This is a genomic window from Microcoleus sp. Pol12B3 (genome assembly GCF_036701355.1).
Taxonomy (GTDB): domain Bacteria; phylum Cyanobacteriota; class Cyanobacteriia; order Cyanobacteriales; family Microcoleaceae; genus Microcoleus.
The window spans coordinates 13812-39486 of the sequence record NZ_JAUBQS010000020.1 but is presented as its reverse complement, the minus strand read 5'-3'; the positions used below and the strand labels follow the sequence as shown (position 1 = coordinate 39486).

Here is a 25675-nt window from a genome sequence, read left to right as displayed (position 1 = left end):
CCAATTAAGGATAGAAAGCCAATTGTGGCAAGCCCAAAGTTTCTTCCCAGCCCATCATCAAGTTCATGCACTGGATGCCTTGACCGGCTTGTCCCTTAATTAAATTGTCGATCGCCGACAGTACAATCACCCTGTCAGTACGCGGATCGACTTCGATGCCGATGTAACAAAGATTCGTACCACAAGCCCATTTTGTTTGCGGATAAACTCCAGCAGGCAACACTTTTACCCAAGGACAATTGCGGTAAAAAGCGCTGAAAATTGTGATTAAATCTTCCCGCACCAAACCTGGATCGCGCAAAGTTGCATAAACAGTCGCCAGAATTCCGCGCACCATCGGAATTAGGTGGGGAGTAAACTGAACTTTAATATCGTGTCCCGCTAAATCGCTGCAAATTTGCTCGATTTCTGGCGTGTGACGGTGGCGGCCAACGCCGTAAGCACCCAGAGAACCCTCTGCTTCAGCTAATAAGAGATTAACTTCGGCTTTCCGGCCCCCTCCCGAAGCACCGGATTTGGCGTCTATAATTGCTGTTTCTGGCACAATGAGGCCTTGTTTTAGCAAAGGTGCCAGGGCTAACAAACTAGCAGTGACGTAGCAGCCCGCACAGCCTACTAACTGAGCGTCTTTAATTCGATCGCGATACAATTCTGGCAAACCGTAAACAGCCGTTGCAGCCACTGATGAGTCCGATCGCTCGCCGCCGTACCAAGCTTTGTAAGTTTCCAGATTTTCAAATCTGTAGTCAGCCGACAAATCCAAGACTTTACAGCCTTTTTCGAGCAGCGTCGGTGCCATTTTGCAAGCTAAACCGTTCGGCAGCGACAGAAACACAACTTCACATTTTGCCGCTATTTTGTCTAAGTCGATCGCCTCCACAGTCAAGTCAATGCAGTTAGTCAAATGCGGATAAAGGCTGGAAAAAGGTTTTCCCGCACTGCTATCCCCACCCAAATACACTACTTCAGCCGCTGGGTGATCCGCCAGCAGTCGCACAAGTTGCACGCCGCCGTACCCTGAAGCGCCGATAATTCCTACAGGCACACGTCCAACATCTCCCATTTTCCTTTATCCCCTCAGCCGTTGAAGTCAAAAACGCTTGAACTTTTGCTGCATTGTAGTACCAAACGCCAACTTTGGTGGCAAAGAATTGTGTTGTTTTGTGTTGGAGGTGCATTTTTGTTAATTTTCGGCTGTTTGACCCCGCCCAAAAACGGATGGAAAGCCCGGACTCCTTTCCTGGAGAGTCCCAAACTTGAGACCAAAGTTCCATCTTCCAAATTCAAAGGTGCAAGTAAATCTAAAATCTAAAATCTAAAATCGACTGACCGATCGCCAAAACCCTAAAATTAACAAACTGATGTGCGATCGTGCTATAAAAAAACTTACTTTAACCCATCCACAAACCGGAGATTAAAATTTTTCCCTCTTGCCTCTTGTCTCTTGCTTCTTCCCTCTTGCTTGTTCCCTCTTCCGTCTTCCCCCTTCCTTCTTCCTACCTATGGGCATAGTTGTAGAAAACGTATCAAAACAGTTTGGCAGTTTCCAAGCACTCGATCGAGTCAGCTTAGAAATTGAATCGGGTTCCCTAGTCGCATTGCTGGGCCCGTCTGGTTCAGGCAAGTCTACACTGCTGCGACTGATTGCCGGTTTAGAAATGCCCGACTCCGGCAAAATCTGGCTAACAGGCCAGGATGCCACCAATACTAGCGTCCAAGACCGCAAAATTGGGTTCGTGTTTCAGCACTACGCGCTATTCAAGCACATGACAGTGCGAAAAAACATCGCTTTCGGGATGCAAATTCAGAAAACACCACCCGCGAAAGTCAAATCGCGGGTAGAAGAATTGTTGAATTTAGTGCAATTGGCAGGATTGGGCGATAGATACCCGTCGCAACTTTCAGGAGGCCAGCGGCAGCGGGTGGCCCTCGCCAGAGCCCTGGCTGTGGAACCGAAAGTGTTACTGCTAGACGAACCTTTTGGAGCTCTCGATGCCAAAGTTCGCAAAGATTTGCGTGCTTGGTTGCGGCGGCTGCACGACGAAGTTCACGTTACCACAGTCTTTGTGACGCACGATCAAGAAGAAGCGATGGAAGTTGCCGATCGAATTACAGTAATGAATAAAGGTAAAATCGAACAAGTCGGCACACCCGCAGAAATTTACGACCATCCAGCTAGTGCTTTCGTAATGAGTTTTATCGGCCCAGTCAATGTATTGCCCAGCAGTTCAAGAATGTTTCAAGACAACGGGTTTGACTCAGCCAACCCAGAGATTTTCTTGCGCCCTCACGATGTAGTAATTGAAACTACAGAAAATAGTGCAACGGTGCCTGCCAGAATCAGTCGCTTGATTCATTTGGGATGGGAAATTCAGGTAGAATTAACCTTAGATGACGGTCAAGTAGTAAACGCTAATTTGACTAGAGAAAGATTCGATAGCTTGAACTTGCAGCCCCAGCAAAGAGTTTTTGTAAAGCCAAAAGATGCCAAGTCCTTTCCACTTTTTTATTCCATCTAACACCAATTCTGAAAACTAAAGCTAAATTTAGATTGGATACGGCTTTTCCAAGGAGGTGGCGCGGTGCGGTGTTTCTACAAAAAAAATTATAGGGACACGGCACCGCGCCGTGTCCCTAATCTTTTATACAGACAACTGTCCGGTGACTACTGCGCGCTGAGTTAGTCTTTAATCTTGCTGACAGCTTTTTTGACTTGTTGCTCAAAGGATGTAGCTTGTGTATTGGAAGGATTTTTCATTTTTTCAATGTCAGCGTCTCCCTGAACTTCGTTGGGTCCTTTGCTGGCTTTCTCTTGAGTTTCTTCCAAGGACATTGGTTTTTTGAGTACAGCTTCTTGAGATTCTTTTTCAATCCCTAAAAGTTGGTCTTCACCTTTGGTGGGGCTGCTAGTAACGGCAAAAGCGGGAAAAGCATTAGAAACAAACATCAAGGCACAAAAACAAACAGCTATTAAAGTGCGGACTAAACGCTTGGCAGGGAAGTTAAAGCTGATAAAAGACATACAAAATTTCTCCGTTTTTAGAAGTTTTGATCGCTAAGATTGTTAACAGGATGAAGCTCACTCATATTCTGCACAATCTTTAACTCTATTTTGATAAAAGCAACCGTTGCTTTCTTTCAAATTGAGTTAATATATAATATTTAGCTGAAAAAGCTGGTATTTGAAATCCTTCTCAGGGAATATTTCTAGTTGAGTGGCGTCGGTCGCCCCAAGAGATTTATGTAGAAGGCACTTGTGTAGAAGCAAAAAAACTCTCTACAAGTGCCTTCGGAGGCGCCTCACATAGCAGTATCAATGTCAGTAACTGATTTTATCGTGGGGTGGGGGCGGGTTTATTTAGCCTGTTTGCAATGTGAGAGGGCGCTTGAGTGAAACCGCAGAGCGGTTTGTGGAAAATGTTGCAAGATATGAGATGCGCCCGACTATCCACTGACTAATGACTAATAACCAATGGCTGCTGCTGTCGCACGGGAACTTGAAATTTTGCTAGATAAGTTTTAATTTCTCCTACACTGAGTTGCCCGTAATGCAGCAGGGAAGCCAGCAGGGCTGCTTCTGCTTTGCCCTCAGTCACGGCTTCGTAGATGTGGTGGCAGTTGCCGGCGCCGCCGGAAGCAATGACCGGAATTTCGACAATTTCGGCAATGCTTCGAGTTAATTCCAAATCGTAACCGGCTTGAGTGCCGTCCGAGTCCATGCTTGTCACCAGAATTTCACCGGCGCCGCGCTGTTCGGCTTCTTTGGCCCAGGCGATCGCATCTTTGCCGGTATTTTCTCGCCCTCCGCGCACGTACACGTCCCAACCAGGATTATCTGCGTCTTGCCGTTTGCGAGCGTCGATCGCCACTACAATGCACTGATTGCCAAATCGATCGCTGGCTTTGTCAATTAAACTCGGATCGCGCACCGCCGCCGAATTAATACTCACTTTATCAGCGCCCGCCCTCAATAAACTTTTAATGGTGTCTAAAGATTGGATGCCGCCGCCCACCGTCAAAGGGATAAATACTCGATCGGCCGTGCGGTACACCACATCAATCATAATATTCCGGTCTTCGTGAGTCGCCGTAATGTCCAGAAATACCAACTCGTCAGCACCCGCATCATTGTAAACCTGAGCCATTTCTACCGGATCGCCAGCATCCTGAAGATTGACAAAATTGACACCTTTGACCACGCGACCGGCTTTCACATCCAGACAAGGTAAAATTCTTTTCGCCAACATACAATTCTCTTCCTATTTAACTTACTCGGCGGGAAGTGCCCCGCGATAACTGTACTCATCTTAGCGGTGGGATGAAAGCCAGGGTGGTTTTTTTCCGTCCTCCTTGTGGTCTTTACTCCTAGCTGGAGAACGAGTTAGACAGGCAAGAAATAACCAATCTCTCAGCTATCACGAGACGGTAACCATAAATAAAATTCGTTTTAAAAATTTGATAAATCATCATAAATTTCGCAACGCTTGCCATAACCAAGCAGTCAAAAGCGAGATCTATGGCATTTAGCACCTACTCTAGGATAGAGGATTTTTACTCTTAGTGGTTCCCTACGCTCCTCACCAACAGTTAATCTGAGAACAACAGACCTCAATCAGTCCGATTCGGGGTATGCTAAAAAATTATTAAAATTATTCAAAACATTTCTGCTGGAATGGACTTTGACACGCCACAGCTTCTTGCTGTTTTACCCGATTTCTTAAAATCGCTGATGGTCATAAGAATGGGGATGTAAAATAGGCACTTTTATAAAAATTGTTTGTTACAGTGCAATTACGATCGCTGGTTTTACTTTGGGAGTATCACTTCTGCAGGCAGTATAATAGTAAAAGTAGAACCCTTACCAACCTCGCTTTCAACCAACGTATCTCCACCCATAATCCGAGACAAATTTCTAGTAATTGCTAACCCTAATCCAGTACCCCCATACTGTCGTGTAGTTGAAGCATCAGCCTGGGTGAATGGTTGAAACAGTTTTTCTATTCGTTCTGGAGCTATACCAACGCCAGTATCACTTATCTTAAATAAAATATACGGAATGGCTGATTTATGTTCTTGTCCATCGGCTCTTTCAGTTTTTCTATATTTTTTTTCTACCTTAATAGTAATTTGACCTTTTTTTGTAAATTTGCTGGCGTTACTAAGCACATTAAATAAGCTCTGACGTACCTTAGTTAAGTCGGTTTTCATATCTCCCAAATTGTCTTCACAGTGAACTACCAATATATTAGCATTCTTCTCCACCAGGGGCTTAATCATCATGATGACTTCCCTAATTAAATGTGAGATATCAACAGTTTCTAAGTAAAGTTCAACCTTCCCCGATTCAATTTTGGACAAGTCAAGAATGTCGTTAATTAGTCCAAGTAAATGTGTGCCTGCACCGTTAATTTTTTTCAGGTCTGGGATAAAAAAATTTTGATCTAAATCTTCGGCTTCTTCTTGCAACATTTCGCTATAGCCAATAATCGCATTGAGAGGGGTGCGGAGTTCATGGCTCATGTTAGCGAGAAACTGGCTTTTAGCAATGTTGGCTGCTTCGGCGGCTTCTTTAGCTGCTAATAATTCCACAGTCCGTAATTCAACTTTTTCTTCTAGTAGTTGCTTCTGTTGTTCTAGTTTTTTAGTTAGATTATATAATTTTAAATGAATTCTAATTCTCGCTAAAACTTCTTCACTTTGGAAAGGCTTAGAAATATAATCAACTGCTCCTACAGATAATCCATTGACTTTATTATGGGAATCAGATAAAGCACTTAAAAAAATTATGGGAATTTCGCAGATTAAGGGATTAGCTTTCAATCGTCGGCAAGTCTCAAAGCCATCAATACCGGGCGGCATCATTATATCTAATAAAATTAGTTCTGGCGGATGATATTCTACTTGTTCAATCGCAGTTTCACCATCAATAGCAACGGATACTTGATAACCCACGTCGGTCAATATGTGGGCTAGAAGTTCTAGGTTATTGGGATTATCATCTACAATCAAAATAGATTGATTGTCTGAGTTTTCAGTCATACATAATTTACTGGGTATGGGATACATAAATTTACAAAAATTTTGGGGCTAGGGAGTATTTAGGAATTGCTCTATGTAAGTTCGCACCTGTTTAAGCTTAAAAGCTTTAGCAAATTCGCGCAGATTTTGAATAAAAGGGATAAACTCCTTGTCTATCAGTTCAATCCTCGTCAACTCTTGTAGTAAATCGTTAATTAATCCCTTACGACTAAGATTATACAAGATTAGCAAGTCATCCTGCGAAGGTGGCACAATCTCAACCACTTGTTTTGTCAATTCTCTTGTGCTTTGCGGTTGTAATTTATCTTCATATATCCATTCTAATTTCAGGAGAGATTTGATCGTATTTAACAGGCTATCAGCTTCGATAGGTTTGGGCAAAAATTCATTAGCTCCAATCTCTATACTTTTTTGGAGATCTGACTCAAATACACTGGCTGAAGACACGATAACTGATAAATTAGCCGATGATGCTAATTTACGCAAACTTTTAACCATTTCATAGCCATCCATAATCGGCATAACAATATCTGTAATAACCAGATTGGGCTGAACCTCAGCAATTTTATCCAGTCCTTCTTGACCATTTTCAGCCTCAAAAAGTATAAAGCCAATAGGGCTGAGTAAATTGACAATAACCGAACGGTTTTCCCAATGATCATCTACTACTAGAACTTTTGGCTTATCGCCCTTTAAACCAATAATAACACCCTGCTCAGAACTTTTAGAATTTTTTGCCCATTCCTTAGCTTCGGGTAAATCTATCTCAAACCAGAAAACACTACCTTTTCCTAATTCACTTTCAACTTGCAAGGTACTTCCCATCATATCAACAATTTTTTTGCTGATAGCTAATCCTAGTCCAGTCCCTTCTGATTGCTTCTTTATACTACCCGACTGCTCAAAGGGCAAAAAGATATTTTTAACATGATCGCTTGATATCCCAATTCCCGTATCTTCAACTTGGAATATAATTCGATACAAAGGTAGTTGCCTGACCTCATCTTCCAAGAGTTTTGAAGTAATTATCAATTTCACACTACCTTGTTCCGTAAACTTAATAGCATTGCCTAATAAGTTAATCAATACCTGTCGCAATCGTTTTTCATCCGCAAAAATCCCAACTGGGAGTTTACCTTCGATGGTATAGATAAAATCAATTCCCTTTTGATATGCCCTGATCCGACAAATTTCAACCACTGCTTGCAGAAAAGCGGGAAAATGAAAATCTGTCGCATATATTTCCATTTTCTGGGCCTCGATTTTAGAAAAATCAAGGATATCGTTAATCAGAGTCAGTAGGTGGGAGCCACATTGGTTAATAATATTAATTCCTTTTTGATCGGACTCAACTATGTGTTTCGATCGCTGGAGAATTTGGGCATATCCTAAGATACCATTGAGAGGTGTCCGTAGTTCGTGGCTCATATTAGCTAGAAACTCGCTCTTAGCACGGTTAGCAGTATCGGCAATTTCTTTCGCGTGTTTAAGCTCTACAGTTCTGTCTTCAACTCGCAGTTCCAATTCCTCATTGGTTTTCGCAAGCGCGGCAAAAGATTCGCGGACTTGCTGAGCCATTTTGTTAAATAAATATCCCAAACGACCCAATTCATTTTGGCGGTTTACATTAACTTGAACATCAAGATTGCCAGCAGCAATACTCTCAGTTGCCGCCATTAATTTATTGAGTGGTGTAGAAATTTCTCGCCTTAAAATTAAGAATACAATAATAATTTCAATCAGTAATGCACTTAGCCCTAGCACTAGAATCATGCGAGCAGTAGCTAAGGCTTCTTGGGTTAGCAGAGATTTGGGGAAAACTGTGACCAAGTACCAATTTGGCTCATCAATTTTAGTAACACCCAAGTATTCATCATAGTCAGGATTGTCAATAATCATATTTTTCTGTTTATGAGTCGTGACTAATTCATAAATTCGCCGCAGATGAGCATCTCCTGATTGGGCGATGGAGAATTGTCCATTTCCCTTTTGAATACTTTGCATAAGTTCTGGGTGAGCTACTAGCCGCCCATCGGCTCGAAAAATCATGTTGTATGTGCCTTTGAGTCCTTCATTAATAGTCCGTTTCTGCAAATCCTCTATTAAAATATCATGCCCGATTGTAGCAATATGCTTGCCATCCACATCTAATGGTGTCACACAGGATGCCATCCAAGCTACAGCTACTTGGTCGTAATATATGCCTGTCCAGACTGTTTTGCGTTCTGGATCGTAGATAGGGCGGGTAATTTGGAATGACTCATCATCTGTGACGCGAAACGATTCACTAGAAGGTGCTTTTAGCGACCAGGGATACTGGTGCATATACATGATCATACCATTCTCAGGAATTTGCGTATAGGTGTTAGCAAAGCGATTGCGCCATGCTGGGCCATAAGCATTTATTGTTTTATATAAAGCAACTATTCGTCGCTGCATCTCAGTATCAACATTAACATTTTTACCGAGGAACAATCCCCCAGTCTTGTCGATTTGAAATAGTTCAGGGCGATTGCGAATTGAGCCATCTGGATATTTGACAAAGTTTTGATCGAATTCAGCTTTTGGGTCGCGATATACTTCTGCTTTTAGTTGCTCTAATAAAGCTTGTTTAAGCAACTTATGGTTATCTTCAGCTAAGGTAAATATTGCTCTTTCGCGTTTAGAGCGTAATTCCATGTATTGCTCTAACTGCGTGAGTGAATTAGCAGTAATCCGTGAGATTATTTGGAAATAGCTAATAGCGGTGGATGCGACAACAACCATCCCCATGCCAAAAGCTATCTTCAAGAGTGTTTGTTTGGTCAGGGATTCTTGGGAGCGATTTTTTTTGTTACGAGTTTGGGAGATGATAGAGTCAGATGATTTTAATGTGGAAAACAAATTTATTTTCATTTTTTTAGTAAAGTTAAATCAAACTCTGTTAACCGACTATTTTCTTTGTTATTCTCTAATAATTTTTAATTAATACTGAGCTTTTTGTAGTAATTGCCCTGTATTTTACCCCCTGAATGGGGTACGCACTGCTCACTACTATACAATATTTAGATCCATCATTATTTGGTTTTACTATATCACAGAAAACCTTGACGATGGAAATAGGATAAATAAGCATTTAATACGGACTCATTAATGGGAGGACAGAGAATATCAGTACCGACCAGTCCATCCTGAGTGTTGCGGTCGTCAAACTTTTGATAGACAAAAGATGTTGTCTCGATAAAAGTTTTTTGGCTATGAGATATTTTTTTGACAAATAGAGAAGCCATCGGAGTTAAAGCATTGTCTGGAGACATATTGAGTAGTTTTGCCTGCCACTGCGGGTAACGAATAGAAGGGAGGGCATAACCAAGGGTGTTAAGATTCAAGATAAGTTCGTTCATTGGTAATACATGGGGGCTTAAGACATGAAATGTCTTGTTAAGAGACTCTGGTTGATGCGATAAATACCGAATCGCCTGAACTATATAATCCACAGGAGCGAGACTCATCTTGATATCTAATTCAGGGCCATACCCTAATTGAATCAAGCCCTTGATTATCAAACAAATCGTATTACTCAGTTGAAAAGCACCTGTTTTGCTATGACCTGTCACCATTCCCAAGCGATAGATGGAAACTGGTAAACCGCGATCGCGGGCAGCCATAACTAATTTTTCAGCCACCCATTTACTTTGAGCATAACCATCGGAATATCCTTCAGCACTAAGTAAATCATCTGTTTCGGCAATTACTTTGATACCATCATAGTTCGATGCTTGAAAGACATCCAGAGTAGAAATATAGTGGACAGGTGTAATTTTAGTCATGGTGGCTAGACGCAATATCTCCTTTGTCCCGCCCACATTGGCATCCCGTAACGCAGTGTAGGGATAAACCAAATTGACATAAGCACCACAGTGATAAATCACATCAACGACATCTGCTAATTCACTAAAATTTGGTGTCGATAGTCCCAAGAATGGCTTGGATAAATCTCCAATTATGGGGATAATTCTCCTACTAAAGTCTTCTTCCCAAATTTCGTAATTTTGCAGAGTGCTACACAGTCGAGAGGTTGCGAATTCCAAATTATCAGCACGAACTAAACAATAAATAGTCGCTTGGGGATTATGCAGCAACAATTCATGCAATAGAAAAGCACCAACAAAACCCGTTGCCCCTGTCAAGAAAATGTGCTTCGGTCTGAATCTGGTAATTGTCAATGGGTGAATAGTTTCATCTAAGACTGCATCAGCCGATAAGTCAGCTATATTTGTTTCAAAAATCGCCGTAGACCCCGCCGACTGCACAGCCTCAATTACTTCACCTAACCCAGCAACTGTCGGAGATTTGAACAGGCAATCTAAAGATAATTCCACTGGGAAAGCTTGCGATACTCGATTTAGTAATAAGGCGGCGCGTAATGAATTTCCGCCTGACTCAAAAAAGTTTTGATGTATGCCAATTTGCACTCCTAAAACAGAGGCCCAAATTTCAACCAATTGTTTCTCTATTTTCGTGCGTGGAGCAACAAATTTTTCAACATTATCAAGAGTTGGTGCCGGTAGTGCTTGCCGATCTATTTTACAATTAGGTGTTAATGGCAAAGCATCCATAAAGACCACAAGCGCAGGAATCATGTACTCAGGCAATTTTTCTTTGAGCATTGCTCGAAAGGCTGCTGAACTCTGCTTTAATTCTGGTGAATTCAACACCACATAAGCAACTAAGTAATCGTGTTCATGAGCATTATTACTAACAACAACTACCACATCCTTTACCGCAGGATTGTCGAAGCATGCTGCTTCAACATCTTTTAATTCAATTCGGTGTCCCTGAATTTTGACTTGGTAATCACTGCGCCCAATAATCGCAATATTACCGTCTGGAAGATAACGAGCTAAGTCACCTGTCTTATAAAGACGACCACCCGGTTCATTGTTAAAAGTATCATCAATAAACCTTTCCTGATTTATCTCTGCACGGTTAAGATAACCTCTTGCTATTCCCATACCACCAATGTAAATCTCTCCCTCAGATCCGTCAGTAACAAGCTCAAGATTATCGTTGTGAGAATGGCGTGGATACTTGAACAGATAGATTTGAGTATTTAAAATGGGGCGACCAATTGGTATAGTTTCCTCACCTGCTTCTACTTGATGAATGGTTGACCAAATAGTTGTCTCAGTCGGGCCGTACATATTCCAAAGGGAGGAACTTCGCTCTAGCAATTGATTAGCTAAGTGTCGATTGAGAGGTTCTCCTCCACAAAGAATTTTTAAATTGCGATCGCCTTGCCAATTAACGGCTAATAGCATTTTCCAGGTTGCAGGGGTTGCCTGCATGACTGTAGCGCCCGATTCAGTGATGGTTTTAGATAACTTCATTGGATCGATGGCGACTGCGCGACTAACAATCACAACGCGAGCACCAACTATTAACGGTAAGAAAAGTTCTAAAACAGCAATATCAAAAGATATCGTAGTGACTGCTAGTAGTACATCTTGTTCTGTCAATCCTGGTTCTGCTTTCATCGAGAGAAGAAGATTGACTACAGCAGCATGAATAATTTGCACGCCTTTTGGTTTACCAGTTGAACCAGATGTATATATTGTATAGGCTAAATTATCTGGCGTGACTTCGCTATCTAAATTATCTGGGCTGAATTGCTCAATTTCTTGCCAATCTGAGTCTAAACATACCACTCGCATACCATTTCTTTTAGGTAGGGAGCTGAGAAGATGGGTTTGGGTAATTAGTATCGGAAGCTGGGAGTCTTCCAACATAAAAGCTAACCGGTCTTCGGGATAAGTTGGGTCAAGAGGGACGTAAGCACTACCGGCTTTTAAGACTCCCAGAAGTCCGATTAACATATTCAGCGATCGATCAACGCATACTCCAACAAGCGTCTCTGAATTAACTCCTAAGCTTTTCAAATAATGTGCTAATTGATTGGCTTTATTATTTAATTATTGATAAGTTATTTGCTCATTTTTGAAAATAGCAGCAATAGCATTTGGTGTTTGCCTTACTTGTGATTCTACTAACTTATGAATGCAGACTTTTTCGATGGCGGTCATTACAAATATTGATAAATAAGTTATTACGAACCTAGCTCACGACGCTCTGTAGGATGTTAAGCATTGATTAGCTAGCCCTTGCTGGTGCTTGACCGTCTTTATTTTGCTTGCAAAGGCAGTAATCAATAACACCAAACTTTTGGTCGTGACATAGGCTTACATAATTTACTAGACCTAACTATGTTCATCCGGAAGAAAAGGAAAATTTAGGTAAATTTATAATTCCCTTCCGCACCCTCAACTGTCACATCGGTTATTTCGAGCTGATGGGGGTGAATTGATGTCGGATTTCTGAGTAAAAATACTGAGAAAAATGGTTAATTTAGAATGATTATTGCTCCCGGCAAGAATGGCGATCGTAACGATCGCACAATGCACAGTAAAAAATATCAGCGCTCAGACACGGTTCCCTCAAACCATTGCCTGGCAAGTTTTCCAGCTTACTTGTTACCCCGCTAGCTCAGTTTGGCTTCACAAATTGCTATTTACCATATGCGATTGCCCTGTCACCCAAAACTACATCATTTGAGTTCACTAAACCTATGCACAGCATTCATCAGCTTCTTTGAAGGACGGGCATCTTTCCCGAATTTCTAGTCAAGGCAGACCAATCAATTCAGTACCCCACAAAAAGTACAAATTTTTGGTGGTGATAAATTCCTCCATTTTCTAGGAAAGCTGGGGGTTGTTTTTACTACAATAAACCATAATTTCTAAAAATATAAACCGTAAGCAGTATAAACTATTTCGCAAACATCAAGATTAAAATCCTCGCAATACAGCCAGTTTAGCGGTCATTACTCACAAAAAAAAGGCAAACGCTCGTGAGTAATGACCGGAAAAAATATCTCCAAAATTGGTGCAGGAAAACCAAGTCATCGTTGTTGAAAAGCTGGCAGTTAATAAATTGGTTAAATAAAATTCTATCCCAAAAAAGTAGCGATTGCTGCTGGTCAATTTTGACCCGAACGTTGAAATACAAGGCTGAAAGAGACGGTAAAAATTACCTAGAGACTGGTAGTTTTTTTGCACCATCGAGTAAGAGTTGCCACGTAGGTCTGAATCAGGTGGGTAGCCTTCCGTTGGAAGTACGTAGCTGGACTTGTTCCAACTGCAAAATTAAGCACGATAGAGATGTGAATTCTGCTATCATTATTGGCGATGAAGAGCTGGGATTATTAGCGTTAGGAACTAGCACTACTGCCCATGAACGGAATGGAAGTTCGACGTTTGGAAGGAAATCTTCGGTATGAGTGGCTGTTCCGGTTGAAATTGGAAGCTTACACCAGAGGGAGTAGTGCACAGAACTCTGGAGCTGCATACCAGCTCACCCCCCTACCCCACGCCTAGCTCTACCTTATACAGACAAGTGGATCGCTGACCCATATTGCAGAAACCCTGTTTCCTAAAATCTTGATTTCTCGTTTGGCCGAATCAATAACTTAAAATTCATGAAAATAAGCTTCCTTTCTGAGATTCATGCGAAACTTGGGTTTCAGGAATAGTGTGGCAAGATTTCGGACTTGTGTTTACACGCTAGCAGCCTAGTCAGAGAGCCATTTTCCCACTTTTTTATGGTCCATCAAAATAAATAAAAGTTGTCTCCGCTCTGGGGCAGGCAGTATTATCAGGTACAATCTTGGTAGACAGTATGTTTTTACTGTCTGCTTCGGTAGATCGAATCATAAATACCTTCGCTCGCTCGATCGAATTTATGGTTCTGAAATCCTGCAGGGGCTAGGTGCATCGACGATGGACTAAAAAATCTAAAATCTGAAGTCTCAAATCTCAAATCGGTTAATTTTGTGTCGTTTCTAGGACTGTTGTGACGAGTGCAACCCAATCCACATATGGTACTTCGCACAGAAGGCGGCAATCGCTACTTGCCGCTCTCCGGCAGCAATTGCTGGACAGTAGGGCGGAGCGATGACAATAATTTTGTACTGACAGATCGCTGGATTTCCCGTAATCACGCGATGTTACAGCAGATGGAGACAGGAGAGTTCTACCTGATCGACTTGGGCAGCCGCAATGGTTCGTTTGTCAACGGGCGGCGGGTCAGTATTCCTGTAACTCTCAGAAATGGCGATCGGATTATTTTCGGTCAAACCGAATTGGACTTCTACAACCCAACCGCCGGACACCGACACGATCCAATACACGAGACAGACTCTGAAGATTTTACGGCGACTTTGACGGTGCGTAGCCTGATTAGCGTCATGGTAATGGACATCCGAGACTTTACAGTTTTGACTAGACAGCTAGACGAAACCCTCCTTTCAGAAGTCATCGGCAATTGGTTCCGCAAAGCAGGACAGATTATTCGCGAACATGGCAGTTGGGTGGACAAATACATCGGCGATGCCATCATGGCCGTCTGGTTCCACAAAACCAGCGGTGTTAGCAGCGAGGAAATGATGCGGATTTGCCAAGCTTTGAGCGAATTGCACAAGGCAACAGATGAACTCAGCAGCCGTTACCCCCTACCTTTTCCTTTGCGAGTCGGGGCCGGAATCAATACTGGTTATGCAATGGTGGGAAATTCTGGCAGCAGCGACCGATCGGACTATACCGCCTTGGGAGATACTGTAAACGCAGCATTTCGCCTTGAATCTTGCACTAAGCAACTCGGCAAGGATATCGCTGTGGGAGAAACGACCTACAAATACCTGACGCAATTGGGGGCAGAGGGCGCTTTCGAGCCGCACACCGTGGCTTTGAAGGGTTACGACACTCCCAGCCTGACTTACGCTGGTACTTATGCTGACTTGAACGCTTTTCTCAAAAGGAAAGGAAAGAGTTCTCGATAGCTAGAAAATGGGGTGCAGGGCAAAAATTAACCGTTGAAAATGGTAGTTCGAGTTTTTAATTTGGACTGCCTTTTATAAATTTGCCTGGGATGCTTAAAACTCGACCATTATCATATATATTCATATTTGTCAAGACCCAGATGTAAAGTTTATAACATCCCTCTACCTATTGCGGATTTATCTGAAAAACTGCATAAGCAAAATGGTAGTCTCTACATAAATGCTGTGTATGAAATTGGGAGACAAAACTTCATGAAACGATTGGGTCGTCTATTGGCAGTATTGGGCTTAGTGCTGGGCTGCTTTGCATGGGCTGGAGACCAAAGCGCGATGGCGGCGTCATTAAGCCGCATCGTCTTGCCATCATCCTCGCTCCTAGCTGTTGAAGCTCCGGCTAGAACCAATCGCGCCGATGAGAAGCTTGCCACAGAATACGGCAAAAAACTTGATTTGAACAACAGCGCCGTCCGGGACTTTCGGGAATTTCGAGGGTTGTATCCCACTTTAGCTCGACTAATTATTAAGAATGCTCCTTACGAAAATGTTGAGGACGTACTCAATATTTCAGACTTGACGGATGCTCAGAAAAAAGTGCTGCAAGCTAACATGGACAAATTCACCGTAACTGATGTTGAATCAGTCTTTATTGAAGGAGACAACCGGTTGAATAATGGTCTCTACGACTAGGTAGCAGCGGGTCTCATTTGAAGCAGAAGTCATTTGGCAGAAGGCATTCGGCAGAAAGAAAAAATTTTTTCTACAGGCTGATGACTTCTGCCTTTAATTTCTGAACACTTAGTTTAAACCATGATTCGGCAAAAGCCGACCCAAATTCCCTAGATTTAAATAAGCGGTTTCCCCAGATTTATCTAAAATCTAAAATCTAAAATCTACAATCCCTTGACTGACATTAGTTGCAGTCCCCAGATTCATCTGTAGATTCAATTCTAAAATCTAAAATCTAAAATTGACTGGCGGCAGACTTATGACTGACAAATTTGACGTATTGGTAATAGGTGCTGGCGCGGCGGGTTTGTACACAGCACTTTGCCTGCCAGAGCATTTGCAGGTGGGCTTGATCAATAAAAATACCCTACCTGTTTCTGCCAGCGATTGGGCTCAAGGAGGGATTGCCGCAGCGATCGCCCCTGAAGATTCCGCAGCACTGCACGTTCAGGATACACTGGCTGCGGGAGCCGGTCTTTGCGATTTGGATGCGGTGAAATTTTTAGTTGATGAAGCTTCAGCCTGCATTGACTCCCTAGTGAAAATGGGCGTTGCATTCGATCGCACCGGCCCAGATTTAGCCCTCACCCTAGAAGCAGCCCACTCCCGCCGCCGAGTTCTCCACGCCGCCGACACTACAGGCAAAGCCGTTATCAGTACGCTGACAGCAAAAGTATTGAGCCGCAAAAACATTCAACTCGTATCCCCTGCCTTTGCTTTGAGTCTGTGGCTAGACGAAACCGGGCGCTGTCAGGGGATTAGCTCGATTTGCGGCTCACAAGTCAAGTGGCTGCGGGCCCAAGCCGTAGTGCTGGCAACAGGCGGCGGCGGACAGGTTTTTGCTCAAACTACCAATCCGTCGGTAAGTACCGGGGACGGGGTAGCAATTGCTTGGCGCGCCGGGGCGCTGCTGCGAGATTTAGAATTTGTGCAGTTTCACCCGACGGCACTCAGCAAAGTGGGCGCGCCTCGGTTTCTCATTAGCGAAGCGGTGCGGGGAGAAGGAGCTCATTTGGTTGACAGTAAGGGATATCGCTTTGCTTTTGACTCTCACCCCAGCGGGGAACTCGCCCCTCGAGATGTTGTCAGCCGCGCTATTTTCCGCCACTTGCAGAAGACGGGGGAACCTCATGTTTGGCTGGATTTGCGGCCGATTGCGGTCGATCGACTGCGCTACAGGTTTCCCAATATTATTCAAGTGTGCGCTGATTGGGGAATTGATATTTTTTCCGAACCGGTGCCGGTGACGCCCGCCGCCCATTATTGGATGGGAGGAATTGTCGCTGACAAGTTTAACCAAACTTCGATTCCGGGTTTGTACGCGGTGGGAGAAACTGCGAGCACGGGGGTACACGGCGCTAATCGGTTGGCGAGCAATTCGCTGCTGGAATGTCTGGTTTTTGGGGCGCAGATGGGACTTTTGCAGCTAGAAGGTGGAAGGCCCGAGGCATTCGCCGATCAGTTCGAGGCGGGGGAAATCTTGGAAAAATCGATTTCTGAAAAGGACATTGAGGCGATCGAAAAGTTGCGAGTCGAATTGCCGAATTTGGTGTGGCAGAGTGCGGGAATTTGCCGGGGACAACGCGATTTGGAAAGTGCGATCGTCCAACTTGAGATTTGGCGGCAAGAATTTGCTTCATTGCCTTTGAGTCAAACGCTTGACAATTTACAGCCCGGACAAATTATTGATTTTTCCCCTGCTGAGGCGGAGAATAGCTCGATTTTGCGAAATTGGGGAGAAGTGGGGAATTTATTGGATATTGGCTATTTAATTGTCAAAAGTGCTGCGTTTCGCACCGAAAGTCGCGGCGGTCATTACCGAGTGGACTATCCCCTCACCGATCCGGATTGGTGCAGCCATACTTTAATTAACCAATCGAATTGGTACAAATCTCCGCGAATAGAAGATTGAAAATTTATTGAAAATTTGGGGTCAGCGCGTCCCCGTACCGTCACTTTCGGGGTTCCCGTTCGGGGGTGGTTCGTATTTTTGGGGATTTCCAAACCTATAGGTTGGTGTAACTGCCCAAACTCTGGGGGTCGATGGCGTTGGGTTCTCGCCCGTACTAGGGGCTTTTGTGAAATTGCTAGTTGAGTTGCTGGCAAGTCGAGCCGCATTTGCGGTGCCGACTATATTCACTTGCAGGCAGGCCGCCAGGGTTGCCGTTGTTGTAAGCTGAATCAAAGTACGCATAGTATTCACACCCTTATTCAAATCACCGCAATAGATCCACGTCTATACCACCTATTATATCTATCAATTTCCGTATTTCCACTGATATCTTTACATTTACTTTAATTAACTTTCATAAGTTTTATATTTTGCTAAGTATATCTAATGGCAGATGACAAATTAGAGGATTTTAAATTAAGTGAGTTGAGATTTGAGGTTTCACTAATTTGGACCTTTTCTTGAACGGTTTTAAAAAGCCTAGAGGCCTTACAGTTTAAGAATCGAGCTATTATTTTTAAGTTAGGTACATAGGGGACGTTTAAAATAATATCCCCCTCACGACCCTATTAGGGTTTGATATCTAAAAATGGCTCAAATTTTGTCTAAAATAATTGAGATTTTAGATAAAAGGTTGAATATTTACAAATGACTTATAAAGCAAAGTGTGGGAAATTTACCTACTGGTGCATTAGGTTTTTAATGGCTCTTAATTAAGAAAAGTGATATTGATTTTTCCCGCGTTCCTTAGCACGATACATCGCAACATCGGCATTCTTGACTAAAATTTCGGGCTCTTGACCGTCAATGGGATATAAACTAATGCCAATACTTGTAGTTACAGAAATTGTATGTTCTTCTAAAATAAAAGGCTGCATGATGGCGTCGCAAATTTTTTCCGCTACTTTCGCAGCTTCTTCTCGACCGGGAATTGCAGGCAAAATGACTGTGAACTCATCGCCGCCCAACCGCGAGATTGTATCGCTGCCACGCAAGCATTTTTTGAGCCGACTGGCAACTGTTTTTAAGAGTAAATCACCCACATTGTGTCCAAGAGTGTCGTTGATTGACTTAAAGCCATCTAAATCTAAAAAGAGTAAAGCTACCAATTCCTGAGTGCTGGAGGCTATTTCTAGAGACTTATGCAAGCATTCGTAGAACATTTGGCGGTTGGGCAAGCCGGTAAGAGCATCGTGATAAGCTTGGTGGCTGAGCTCAGCATTTTTTTGTTCGAGAGCATTTGCCCGAAGTTGGCGCTCGGTAATATCTCTAATTGCTCCGACTAAAAATAGGTTGCCTGCAGCATCTTTATGTAGGGATCTTTTAGTCGCAATCAAATGCGTAATTCCGTGAGCGTCAGTAAAATATTCTTCATTTTCTCGCGGCTGATGATTTTGAAATACTAATTCGTTTTGCTGCCAAAATATCTCGGCTTCGGCGTGGGGAAATAAATCGTAATCGGTTCGGCAAGTTAAAATTTCTAAAGGATAGCCAATAAACCGACAATATGCCTGATTCAAAACTACGCAGCGGTGAGTTCGATCTTTGACAAAAATGGGGTCTGGAATTGTATCGATTAGCGATTGTAAAAATTCTTTAGACCGTTTTAATTCTTCTTGCAAGTGAGCCAGATAACCCACAACTGCTGCGCCAGAACCCACAAGACTGAGGATTGGAGGAATTAACGGTAGCCACCAACCTGCTAAGAATACTAAGTATAAAGTCGTACTCAGGCCTAGACAGATACTTAATAAACAGTAAGCCGATCGACCAACCGATCGCAAATTCCAACTCACCTTTGCTCCAGCCCAAGACCACAGTAAAATCCACAGCAACTCTGCAGCCTCTGGCCAGACATTGATACCCCCGCGCCCGTCGAGGGCCGCACTCAAAATTTGGCTCAAGAAATGAGCCTGAAGCTCGACTCCCGGTATTTGTTGGGGAGGACCAAACCAACCGGAACTGTAAGCATTTTGGTAAAAGTCTCTGAGGCTGGGGGCATTTGAGCCGATCAAGACAACGCGCGATCGTACAAAATCCGCAGGTACTGTGCCAGAGAGCAAATCACTCATCGATGCAGTGCGAAAACTGCCTCGCGGGCCGCGCAGGTTGGTCAAAATTTGATAGCCACGGCTGTCCGATCGAACGTAAGCACCATCATTCGGTTGAAAAGACCGAAAAACCCCCTTGCCTAACTGCAAGTATTTAGGATTGATTCTTGCTGGTTGAGGAGAAATTCCTTCGCTTTTGAGGTAAAGCAAAGCCAGTCGGAGTGCGAAACTTTGATGAGTTTTGCCGTCTCCGGGCCAAGCATAGAGCAAAGTTCGCCGCACTTTTGAGTCAGCGTCGATCACAACATTGTTGAAACCAATTCGATCGAGCTTGTCAAGTACCGGAGGCGGGCGAACTCCGAGCCTGGTTTCGTCTGGCATCAACTCAATGCCGATTAAGTTGGGAATAGTTTTAAAAGTTTTGAGCAAGTCTGCGTTACCCGGTTGAGTTGGCAAATCTCGGTAAACGTCGAGGCCGATCGCCCGCGGCTTGCCAGCGTGCAATTTTTGCAGCAGTTGGGCCAAGACAGCATCCGAAATTGGGTAGCCGTATTTTTGCAAGTCAGCCTCCTTAATTTCTACAATGACGATGCGCGAGTCAATGGGTTCGGCCGGCCGCCAGCGCACAAAGTGGTCGAAAGCAGCCCATTCCCACACCTGAAAAAATCCGAACCAGCGCATTACAATAACCGTACTAGCAACGGCACTTGCAGTAATCAATACTCGGCGTTCTCTATCGACCCATTTTTTGATAGTTTTTAGCATATTTTGGGGATTTGGGCCTCGCCCTGTGAGCATCTAAACTACTACTAACTATAGGTTTTACATCTCCTAGTCGATTTTAGATTTTAGATTTTAGATTATCCAATTTTTTAGTTTTTCGGTGCGGGCGAGTCGATTTTAGATTTTAGATTTTAGATTATCCAATTTTTTGGTTTTTCGGTGCGGGCGAGTCGATTTTAGATTTTAGATTATCCAATTTTTTGGTTTTTCGGTGCGATCGGACTCCAAGAGCAGAAACCGGGTTTTACAACCAAAATATGTCATTTCAAAAATCATTCTGGAAGCAGAAACCCGGTTTCTTGCATTTTTATGTAAAATTTTTAGTAGTTATTTACCGATCTAAATACCAGAAACCCACAACTGGTTGATTTTTTTGTTTTCACTAATTTTTACTATATTTTTATTGATTATACATAGATGGCAAATTTTAGATTAATTTCGCAGCACGAGCCAAAAATAAACAGAGTTAAAAACTAGGATATTTCTTGCCCATCAATCTAAAATCTGTCATCTAAAATCTCCAAATTTCCTGTTAGTTTTGAAAGTTGCGCGGGCCGGTGTAACCAGATAAATCAGCGAGTTTATTCAAAGATTGCGTCCCCGAATAAAACTGACCATTAATCTCCCATGTCGGGAAACCTTTAACATTCGCAGCAGCAGCTTGGCAAATTTCAGCACGGGAATTTTGCCCCCTGGGATCACATTCAAAATAATCAATTATTTTGGCTGCTTCTTGGCCGAACAGCATTTTTTGGTCGTGGCAGTGGGGACACCAATAAGCGCCGTACTCTTTAGCGCCAATTTGTCGGAGGTGGCGGGCCAAAGCAATTTCTGCAGGGCCGGAGGTTGTAGTGACTGCAGGGGGTAAAATTCCGGGGGTAGAGACAGTAGGAGCAGGTGAGTTGACGCTGTTATAAAGTGCCAAGGCACCGATCGAACTCACCATTGCCACCAAAATGCCTGTAAACACCAACTGTCCGATATCTTCCCACTCGCGCCCGACTAGCACCAGCACAAACAGCGACAGCGAAAATAAGGCAGAAGTGATGCAGTAAATGCACAGTTCCTGAATTTCAAAAGCCATCAAATACACCAAATAGCTGCTGAAAATTACCATCGCAGCGGTGATGATAAATAGCGCTTGCCAAGTTTTGTTTTCTAGTTGAGAGTGCAGTCCTTTCTTGGTGTCGGGATTTACAGCTTTGGGAGCCCATGCCAGGATTGCTATGCTCAGGTAAGCCAGACAGCCTAACAAACTTAAAGGCACTGTACCAAAGACTGTAGCGTAGGGACTGTTGAGAACTTTGTCGCAGCCGCTGGTGGGACAAATGACCGAGCCAGTCGTGAATTTAGCGATCGTGAGATAGGCCGTTTCTACGACGCCTATGGCTGCGATCGCTGCCATCAGAGTCCTAGACCAGCGATGAATCCAAGGGGTTGAACGTCGGCGAATCATTTTTTGATTTGGTAATTTGGGAATTGGGAATTTTTGACTGTTGACTGTTGACTGTTGACTGTTCTAATGACTGTTGACTAATGACTGTTAATTGTTAACTAATGACCGATAACTGATGACTACTGACTACTGCCAACTGCCAAATGACTACTGCCAACAGTCAACAGTCAACAATTCCCATTTTACGTTTTACTTGTAAGTTTGCCCGGTTCCGGTGTGGGCCCTCTTGAGCCATTAGCGTCTCTGTTTTCCTGTTCGCGCTCTTTCTGTGACAAGTTGCGGCGGGCGGCTTCTACAAACTGACTGACGCGGATCGGATCGATGGGCTGCTCGATGCGGCCGTTTCGCTTCAGGGAACTCGATACGATTACGCCGTCAGCGGCCTGCATGAGGGTGGAAATGTTTTCCCAGGAGGCGCCGCTGCCGATGAAAACTGGAATTCCCGCCGCTGCTGCACTCGCGAGTTCTAAGTCTTCGAGATTGGGAGGGCTGCCAGTTGTCCAGCCGGAAAGGATCACGGCGTCGGCTAAAGCGCGCCCGATCGTCTCTTGAACGGCTGTGGTCAAGTTGGGGCTGCCTAGGGGGCGCCCGTGCTTGACTAACACGTCTGCTAATATTTTGACATCGCTGCCCAATTCCCGGCGGTAGCGCAGTAGCTGGTGAGCTTGGCCTTCAATTAAGCCTTGGTCTGTAGCCATGATGCCGTTGAGGACGTTGACGCGGATGAATTGAGCTCCTGTGCAGGAGGCGATGGCGATCGCGCTTTGGGCGTCGTTTCGCAGTACGTTAACGCCGATCGGCAGCGTCACGAGATTTGTTAGCCTCTCAACTACCAGAGTCATGGCACTTACAACAGCCGGATCTACGCTGTCTTTAGCAAAAGGAGCGTCGAAAAAGTTCTCGACTATGATACCGTTTGCGCCACCAGAAGCCAGCGCTGTAGCCTCTTGCTCGGCTCTTCCGATAATAGCTTTGAGGTTTCCGCCCCAGCGGGGAGAAGTTGGCAAAGGCTGTAAATGTACGACACCGATTATGGGATTCGGCGTTTTGAATATTTGTTTTAAGTCCACGGATTTTCCTGAAACCACCAAGTTCACTGACGGCTGACGGCGGATTTTGACGGTATATTCTAGAATTCTATATCCACGAGGGCGATCCGGTTGACTTAATCGGGTTGCCAAGTTGCTCAAAGCCCGACGGCATAACATTTTAGATTTTAGATTTTAGTTTTTACAAGGACAACATACTTACCTCACTCCAAGAGGGATACTTGCTTCAAGGCACGAGTCCTCGAAAGCAAAAAAAGTTTAGATTTTAGGGAGATTTCCCAGATTCATCTGTGGAGTCAATACTTTAATCTTTAATCTAAAATCTACTGACTACAATCGGGGTTGAGAGCTTGACTGCTGTTGCATTCTTTTTTATACCTTGGTTTCGGCAGGGGTTTTTCCTTCTATATCGAGGTTAAGTGGTGGAAGTTGTTCTCATAATTTTGGCTGTCACCGCAGCACCCGCAGCAGCAATCGAAGTGCTGCTGCGGGTGCTGCTGGGTTTTGGCAATCCCTTGATTTACATTGCCGATGCCGAGTGCGGCTATTTGTTGGCGCCTAACCAGAAGGTGCGTCGCTTGGGCAACCGGATTGAGATTAACGAGTATTCGATGCGTAGTGGAGCGATCGCCCCGATAGCCCCTCCAGAAACTCTGCGCCTCTTGCTGTTGGGAGATTCTGTCGCCAACGGCGGTTGGTGGACACATCAGACAGATACGATCTCGGAAATTATGGCTCGGAATTTGAGACTGCTAGTACAGAATCTGGCGAACCATACACAATTAGATCCACAAGTCAACTATTCAGATTTTGAAGTTTTAAACGCCTCAGCCAATTCTTGGGGACCGAGGAATCAACTTGCTTACGCCAAGCGGTTCGGTATTTTTGGGGCAAAGGCTTTGGTTTTGCTGCTCAATACGGACGATTTGTTTGCGTCGGCTCCCTGTTCTCTGGTTGTGGGGCGCGATCGATCTTACCCGGATCGCAAACCCCGATCGGCTACGCTAGAGTTATTGAGCCGCTACCTGCTCCCTGCGGCGCCGACTCGCCAATTGGCAGTACCCGGAGCCACAAGCGGCGATGTAGTAGGCTCCAACTTAGAGGCTATTCGGCAAATCCAGAAAATAGCTGTATCCGCCAACATCGAGTTTTTGCTAGCCGTCACGCCCAAGCGTGGCGAACTCGGCGGCCCGGGCCCTCGCGACTGGGAAGTCAATGCTAGAGCGCGTCTCGCCGAACTCGTAGAAACAGAGAAAATTACTTACATAGATTTTCTTTCCATTTTCAATTGTGCGGCCGAATTTCCAACTTTGTATCGAGACAGCATTCACCTCAGTCCTCAAGGAAATCAGCTAGTTAGCAAAACCATCAGTCGTCAAATAGTCGCTCTTTTTTGGCATAAATCGTGACTTCACCTAAAAACGGATACTTGCCCACGACTTCTGTTGTCGAGAGCAAAAAATTTGAAACCTTAGTTGAAGCCCCCAGATTTATCTGCAGAGTCAATCTAAGATATAAAATCGTTCGACTGAGGGCAACTCGACGCTCGCACTCGCCGAACTTCTCACGCCGAATTGTCCAATCTCAAATCGACTGACATCGAATCCGGTTGCATGGGAACAGTTACCCTCTTCAACGAACAACAAACCCAAACTGTAAAAGCACCCGGAAACGACACGATTTGTCTCGATTTAGCTAACTTGCAAAGTAGACTCTAGCTCTTTCGGATACCAAGCTTGACCGTCGAGAGCCATTTGCTCGATCGAACTCGCAAGCCGCAGAGCTTTGAGAGCTTGTTCTCCTCCTACAGAAGGCTGATTTCCACCCCGCACGCAATTAATAAAATGCTCCAATTCTGCGTGGAGCGGTTCAATATTGCTGGTGTAAACTTTCTCGATCAACCCATCTTGACGGTAAAGCACCTGACCGTAATCCGTCACGTAATTGGCGGTTGTTTGTCGGTGAATCAAGATTTCGTTGTTGAGAAAATCTGCCTCTGTCAGAGAATTCTTGCAGTGAGCCACGATTGAACGGAGTTTGCGGTGCGTCACCTTACTGGCAGTCAGAGTGGCGACAATGCCGTTAGCAAAGTTCAACGTCGCTGTCACGTAGTCTAAATAACCTGAATCTGAGGCTCTGCTGCCACTGGCTGTCAGCTTCACCACTTGGGAATCTGCCAATTCCAAAAGCAAGTCGATGTCGTGGATCATTAAATCCAAAACAACCGATACGTCGTTAGCCCGCTGGGAATAGGGACTCATCCGGTGAGCTTCCAATGCCAGTAACTCTTCAGTTTTCAGCACTTTGCCGAGTTCCTGAAAAGCTGGATTGAAGCGCTCGATGTGACCCACTTGTAAAATCCGGTGGGCCTCAGCAGCCGCGTTTACCAAAGATTCGGCTTCGGCAATGCTAGCCGCGATCGGCTTTTCAATTAAAACGTGAACACCCGCTTGGAGACAAGACATCCCCACAGGGTGATGCAGGCGAGTTGGAACGGCGACGCAAACTGCATCTACGTGGGCGAGCAAATCTCGGTAGTCTTCAAAGAAGCGAACCCGGTATTTGCTTGCTACATCTATTCCCCGCTCTACATTTATATCTGCAACACCCACGAGTTCGATATCTTTTAGCAAGCTCAGAACTCGCGTGTGATGCTGGCCCATATTGCCAACCCCAATCACCCCAATGCGGAGGGGTTCGAGTTGACTTCGCTGGGCGAAAACGTTTGCGTATCCCAATGACATCCTA

General features: G+C 44.3%; 17 protein-coding genes and 1 pseudogene. 6 read left to right on the top strand and 12 right to left on the bottom strand.

The genetic code is table 11. The annotated features are described in order from the left end of the window. Nucleotides 1-4: 4 nt before the first annotated feature. Nucleotides 5-1063, bottom strand: coding sequence for an N-acetyl-gamma-glutamyl-phosphate reductase (argC, locus tag QUA53_RS12460; RefSeq protein WP_333071368.1), 1059 nt, complete (start codon nucleotides 1061-1063; stop codon nucleotides 5-7). Between the two features lie 439 nt (nucleotides 1064-1502). Here argC and QUA53_RS12455 point away from each other — a divergent pair, with 439 nt between their 5' ends. Beyond that, nucleotides 1503-2519 carry a sulfate/molybdate ABC transporter ATP-binding protein gene (locus tag QUA53_RS12455; RefSeq protein ID WP_333041096.1) on the top strand — a complete coding sequence of 339 codons (1017 nt, stop codon included), beginning with the start codon at nucleotides 1503-1505 and terminating at the stop codon, nucleotides 2517-2519. A gap of 161 nt (nucleotides 2520-2680) precedes the next feature. On the opposite strand, the gene QUA53_RS12450 is transcribed toward QUA53_RS12455, so the two are convergent. From QUA53_RS12450 to QUA53_RS12425, 6 genes and pseudogenes are all read right to left on the bottom strand, one after another. After that, the gene (locus QUA53_RS12450; RefSeq protein WP_333084133.1) at nucleotides 2681-3022 is read right to left on the bottom strand and encodes a low temperature-induced protein; all 342 of its coding nucleotides are present in this window, start codon (nucleotides 3020-3022) and stop codon (nucleotides 2681-2683) included. Between the two features lie 433 nt (nucleotides 3023-3455). Beyond that, on the bottom strand, nucleotides 3456-4247 hold the full coding sequence (gene hisF / locus QUA53_RS12445; protein WP_333097670.1) for an imidazole glycerol phosphate synthase subunit HisF: 792 nt from the start codon (nucleotides 4245-4247) through the stop codon (nucleotides 3456-3458). Nucleotides 4248-4806: 559 nt separating this feature from the next. After that, nucleotides 4807-6039, bottom strand: coding sequence for a response regulator (locus tag QUA53_RS12440; RefSeq protein ID WP_333097672.1), 1233 nt, complete (start codon nucleotides 6037-6039; stop codon nucleotides 4807-4809). A gap of 48 nt (nucleotides 6040-6087) precedes the next feature. After that, nucleotides 6088-8934: an ATP-binding protein gene (locus tag QUA53_RS12435; RefSeq protein WP_333097673.1), complete on the bottom strand. Its 2847-nt coding sequence runs from the start codon at nucleotides 8932-8934 to the stop codon at nucleotides 6088-6090. A 179-nt stretch (nucleotides 8935-9113) separates the two neighbouring features. Beyond that, the gene (locus tag QUA53_RS12430; protein WP_333097723.1) at nucleotides 9114-10637 is read right to left on the bottom strand and encodes a thioester reductase domain-containing protein; all 1524 of its coding nucleotides are present in this window, start codon (nucleotides 10635-10637) and stop codon (nucleotides 9114-9116) included. Continuing rightward, a pseudogene (locus QUA53_RS12425) lies at nucleotides 10617-11978 on the bottom strand (non-ribosomal peptide synthetase); the annotation flags it as partial. The pseudogene QUA53_RS12425 and the gene QUA53_RS12430, both read right to left, overlap by 21 nt. 947 nt (nucleotides 11979-12925) lie before the next feature. Between QUA53_RS12425 and QUA53_RS29200 the strand changes: the two are divergent. The 4 genes from QUA53_RS29200 to nadB all read left to right on the top strand — a co-directional run bounded on the left by QUA53_RS29200 (nucleotide 12926) and on the right by nadB (nucleotide 17549). Continuing rightward, nucleotides 12926-13354 carry a zinc ribbon domain-containing protein gene (locus QUA53_RS29200; protein WP_445304950.1) on the top strand — a complete coding sequence of 143 codons (429 nt, stop codon included), beginning with the start codon at nucleotides 12926-12928 and terminating at the stop codon, nucleotides 13352-13354. 597 nt (nucleotides 13355-13951) lie between these two features. Continuing rightward, complete coding sequence (locus QUA53_RS12420) at nucleotides 13952-14911, top strand: adenylate/guanylate cyclase domain-containing protein (RefSeq protein WP_333079327.1); 960 nt, start codon at nucleotides 13952-13954, stop codon at nucleotides 14909-14911. A 252-nt stretch (nucleotides 14912-15163) separates the two neighbouring features. Continuing rightward, nucleotides 15164-15598: a photosystem II complex extrinsic protein PsbU gene (gene psbU / locus QUA53_RS12415; RefSeq protein ID WP_333097676.1), complete on the top strand. Its 435-nt coding sequence runs from the start codon at nucleotides 15164-15166 to the stop codon at nucleotides 15596-15598. A gap of 298 nt (nucleotides 15599-15896) precedes the next feature. Further along, nucleotides 15897-17549: an L-aspartate oxidase gene (gene nadB, locus QUA53_RS12410; protein ID WP_333097677.1), complete on the top strand. Its 1653-nt coding sequence runs from the start codon at nucleotides 15897-15899 to the stop codon at nucleotides 17547-17549. 21 nt (nucleotides 17550-17570) lie between these two features. Here nadB and QUA53_RS12405 read toward each other — a convergent pair whose 3' ends face one another. The 4 genes from QUA53_RS12405 to btpA form a co-directional block, all read right to left on the bottom strand. Next, the gene (locus QUA53_RS12405; RefSeq protein WP_333097679.1) at nucleotides 17571-17831 is read right to left on the bottom strand and encodes a hypothetical protein; all 261 of its coding nucleotides are present in this window, start codon (nucleotides 17829-17831) and stop codon (nucleotides 17571-17573) included. Between the two features lie 470 nt (nucleotides 17832-18301). Further along, complete coding sequence (locus QUA53_RS12400; RefSeq protein ID WP_445304951.1) at nucleotides 18302-20437, bottom strand: CHASE2 domain-containing protein; 2136 nt, start codon at nucleotides 20435-20437, stop codon at nucleotides 18302-18304. 517 nt (nucleotides 20438-20954) lie between these two features. Then, a complete protein-coding gene (locus QUA53_RS12395; RefSeq protein ID WP_333097683.1) occupies nucleotides 20955-21878 on the bottom strand; it encodes a vitamin K epoxide reductase family protein in 924 nt (307 codons plus the stop codon). A 182-nt stretch (nucleotides 21879-22060) separates the two neighbouring features. Next, nucleotides 22061-22948, bottom strand: a complete 888-nt coding sequence (gene btpA, locus QUA53_RS12390; protein WP_333097725.1) for a photosystem I biogenesis protein BtpA — start codon at nucleotides 22946-22948, stop codon at nucleotides 22061-22063. A 401-nt stretch (nucleotides 22949-23349) separates the two neighbouring features. Between btpA and QUA53_RS12385 the strand changes: the two genes are divergently transcribed. Further along, the gene (locus tag QUA53_RS12385; RefSeq protein WP_333097685.1) at nucleotides 23350-24336 is read left to right on the top strand and encodes a GDSL-type esterase/lipase family protein; all 987 of its coding nucleotides are present in this window, start codon (nucleotides 23350-23352) and stop codon (nucleotides 24334-24336) included. A 282-nt stretch (nucleotides 24337-24618) separates the two neighbouring features. Here the strand turns inward: QUA53_RS12385 and QUA53_RS12380 are convergent, their stop codons facing one another. Further along, on the bottom strand, nucleotides 24619-25671 hold the full coding sequence (locus tag QUA53_RS12380; RefSeq protein WP_333097687.1) for a Gfo/Idh/MocA family oxidoreductase: 1053 nt from the start codon (nucleotides 25669-25671) through the stop codon (nucleotides 24619-24621). Between the last annotated feature and the right edge of the window lie 4 nt (nucleotides 25672-25675).

Bases quoted from the DNA above. Each gene is read 5' to 3' on its own strand.
- QUA53_RS12435 (WP_333097673.1), bottom strand. From the start codon at position 8,934: ATGAAAATAAATTTGTTTTCCACATTAAAATCATCTGACTCTATCATC.
- argC (WP_333071368.1), bottom strand. From the start codon at position 1,063: ATGGGAGATGTTGGACGTGTGCCTGTAGGAATTATCGGCGCTTCAGGG.
- QUA53_RS12395 (WP_333097683.1), bottom strand. From the start codon at position 21,878: ATGATTCGCCGACGTTCAACCCCTTGGATTCATCGCTGGTCTAGGACT.
- nadB (WP_333097677.1), top strand. From the start codon at position 15,897: ATGACTGACAAATTTGACGTATTGGTAATAGGTGCTGGCGCGGCGGGT.
- QUA53_RS12430 (WP_333097723.1), bottom strand. From the start codon at position 10,637: ATGGATGCTTTGCCATTAACACCTAATTGTAAAATAGATCGGCAAGCA.
- QUA53_RS12440 (WP_333097672.1), bottom strand. From the start codon at position 6,039: ATGACTGAAAACTCAGACAATCAATCTATTTTGATTGTAGATGATAAT.
- QUA53_RS12380 (WP_333097687.1), bottom strand. From the start codon at position 25,671: ATGTCATTGGGATACGCAAACGTTTTCGCCCAGCGAAGTCAACTCGAA.
- hisF (WP_333097670.1), bottom strand. From the start codon at position 4,247: ATGTTGGCGAAAAGAATTTTACCTTGTCTGGATGTGAAAGCCGGTCGC.
- QUA53_RS12420 (WP_333079327.1), top strand. From the start codon at position 13,952: ATGGTACTTCGCACAGAAGGCGGCAATCGCTACTTGCCGCTCTCCGGC.
- QUA53_RS12450 (WP_333084133.1), bottom strand. From the start codon at position 3,022: ATGTCTTTTATCAGCTTTAACTTCCCTGCCAAGCGTTTAGTCCGCACT.
- QUA53_RS12405 (WP_333097679.1), bottom strand. From the start codon at position 17,831: ATGCGTACTTTGATTCAGCTTACAACAACGGCAACCCTGGCGGCCTGC.
- psbU (WP_333097676.1), top strand. From the start codon at position 15,164: ATGAAACGATTGGGTCGTCTATTGGCAGTATTGGGCTTAGTGCTGGGC.
- QUA53_RS12400 (WP_445304951.1), bottom strand. From the start codon at position 20,437: ATGCTCACAGGGCGAGGCCCAAATCCCCAAAATATGCTAAAAACTATC.
- QUA53_RS12455 (WP_333041096.1), top strand. From the start codon at position 1,503: ATGGGCATAGTTGTAGAAAACGTATCAAAACAGTTTGGCAGTTTCCAA.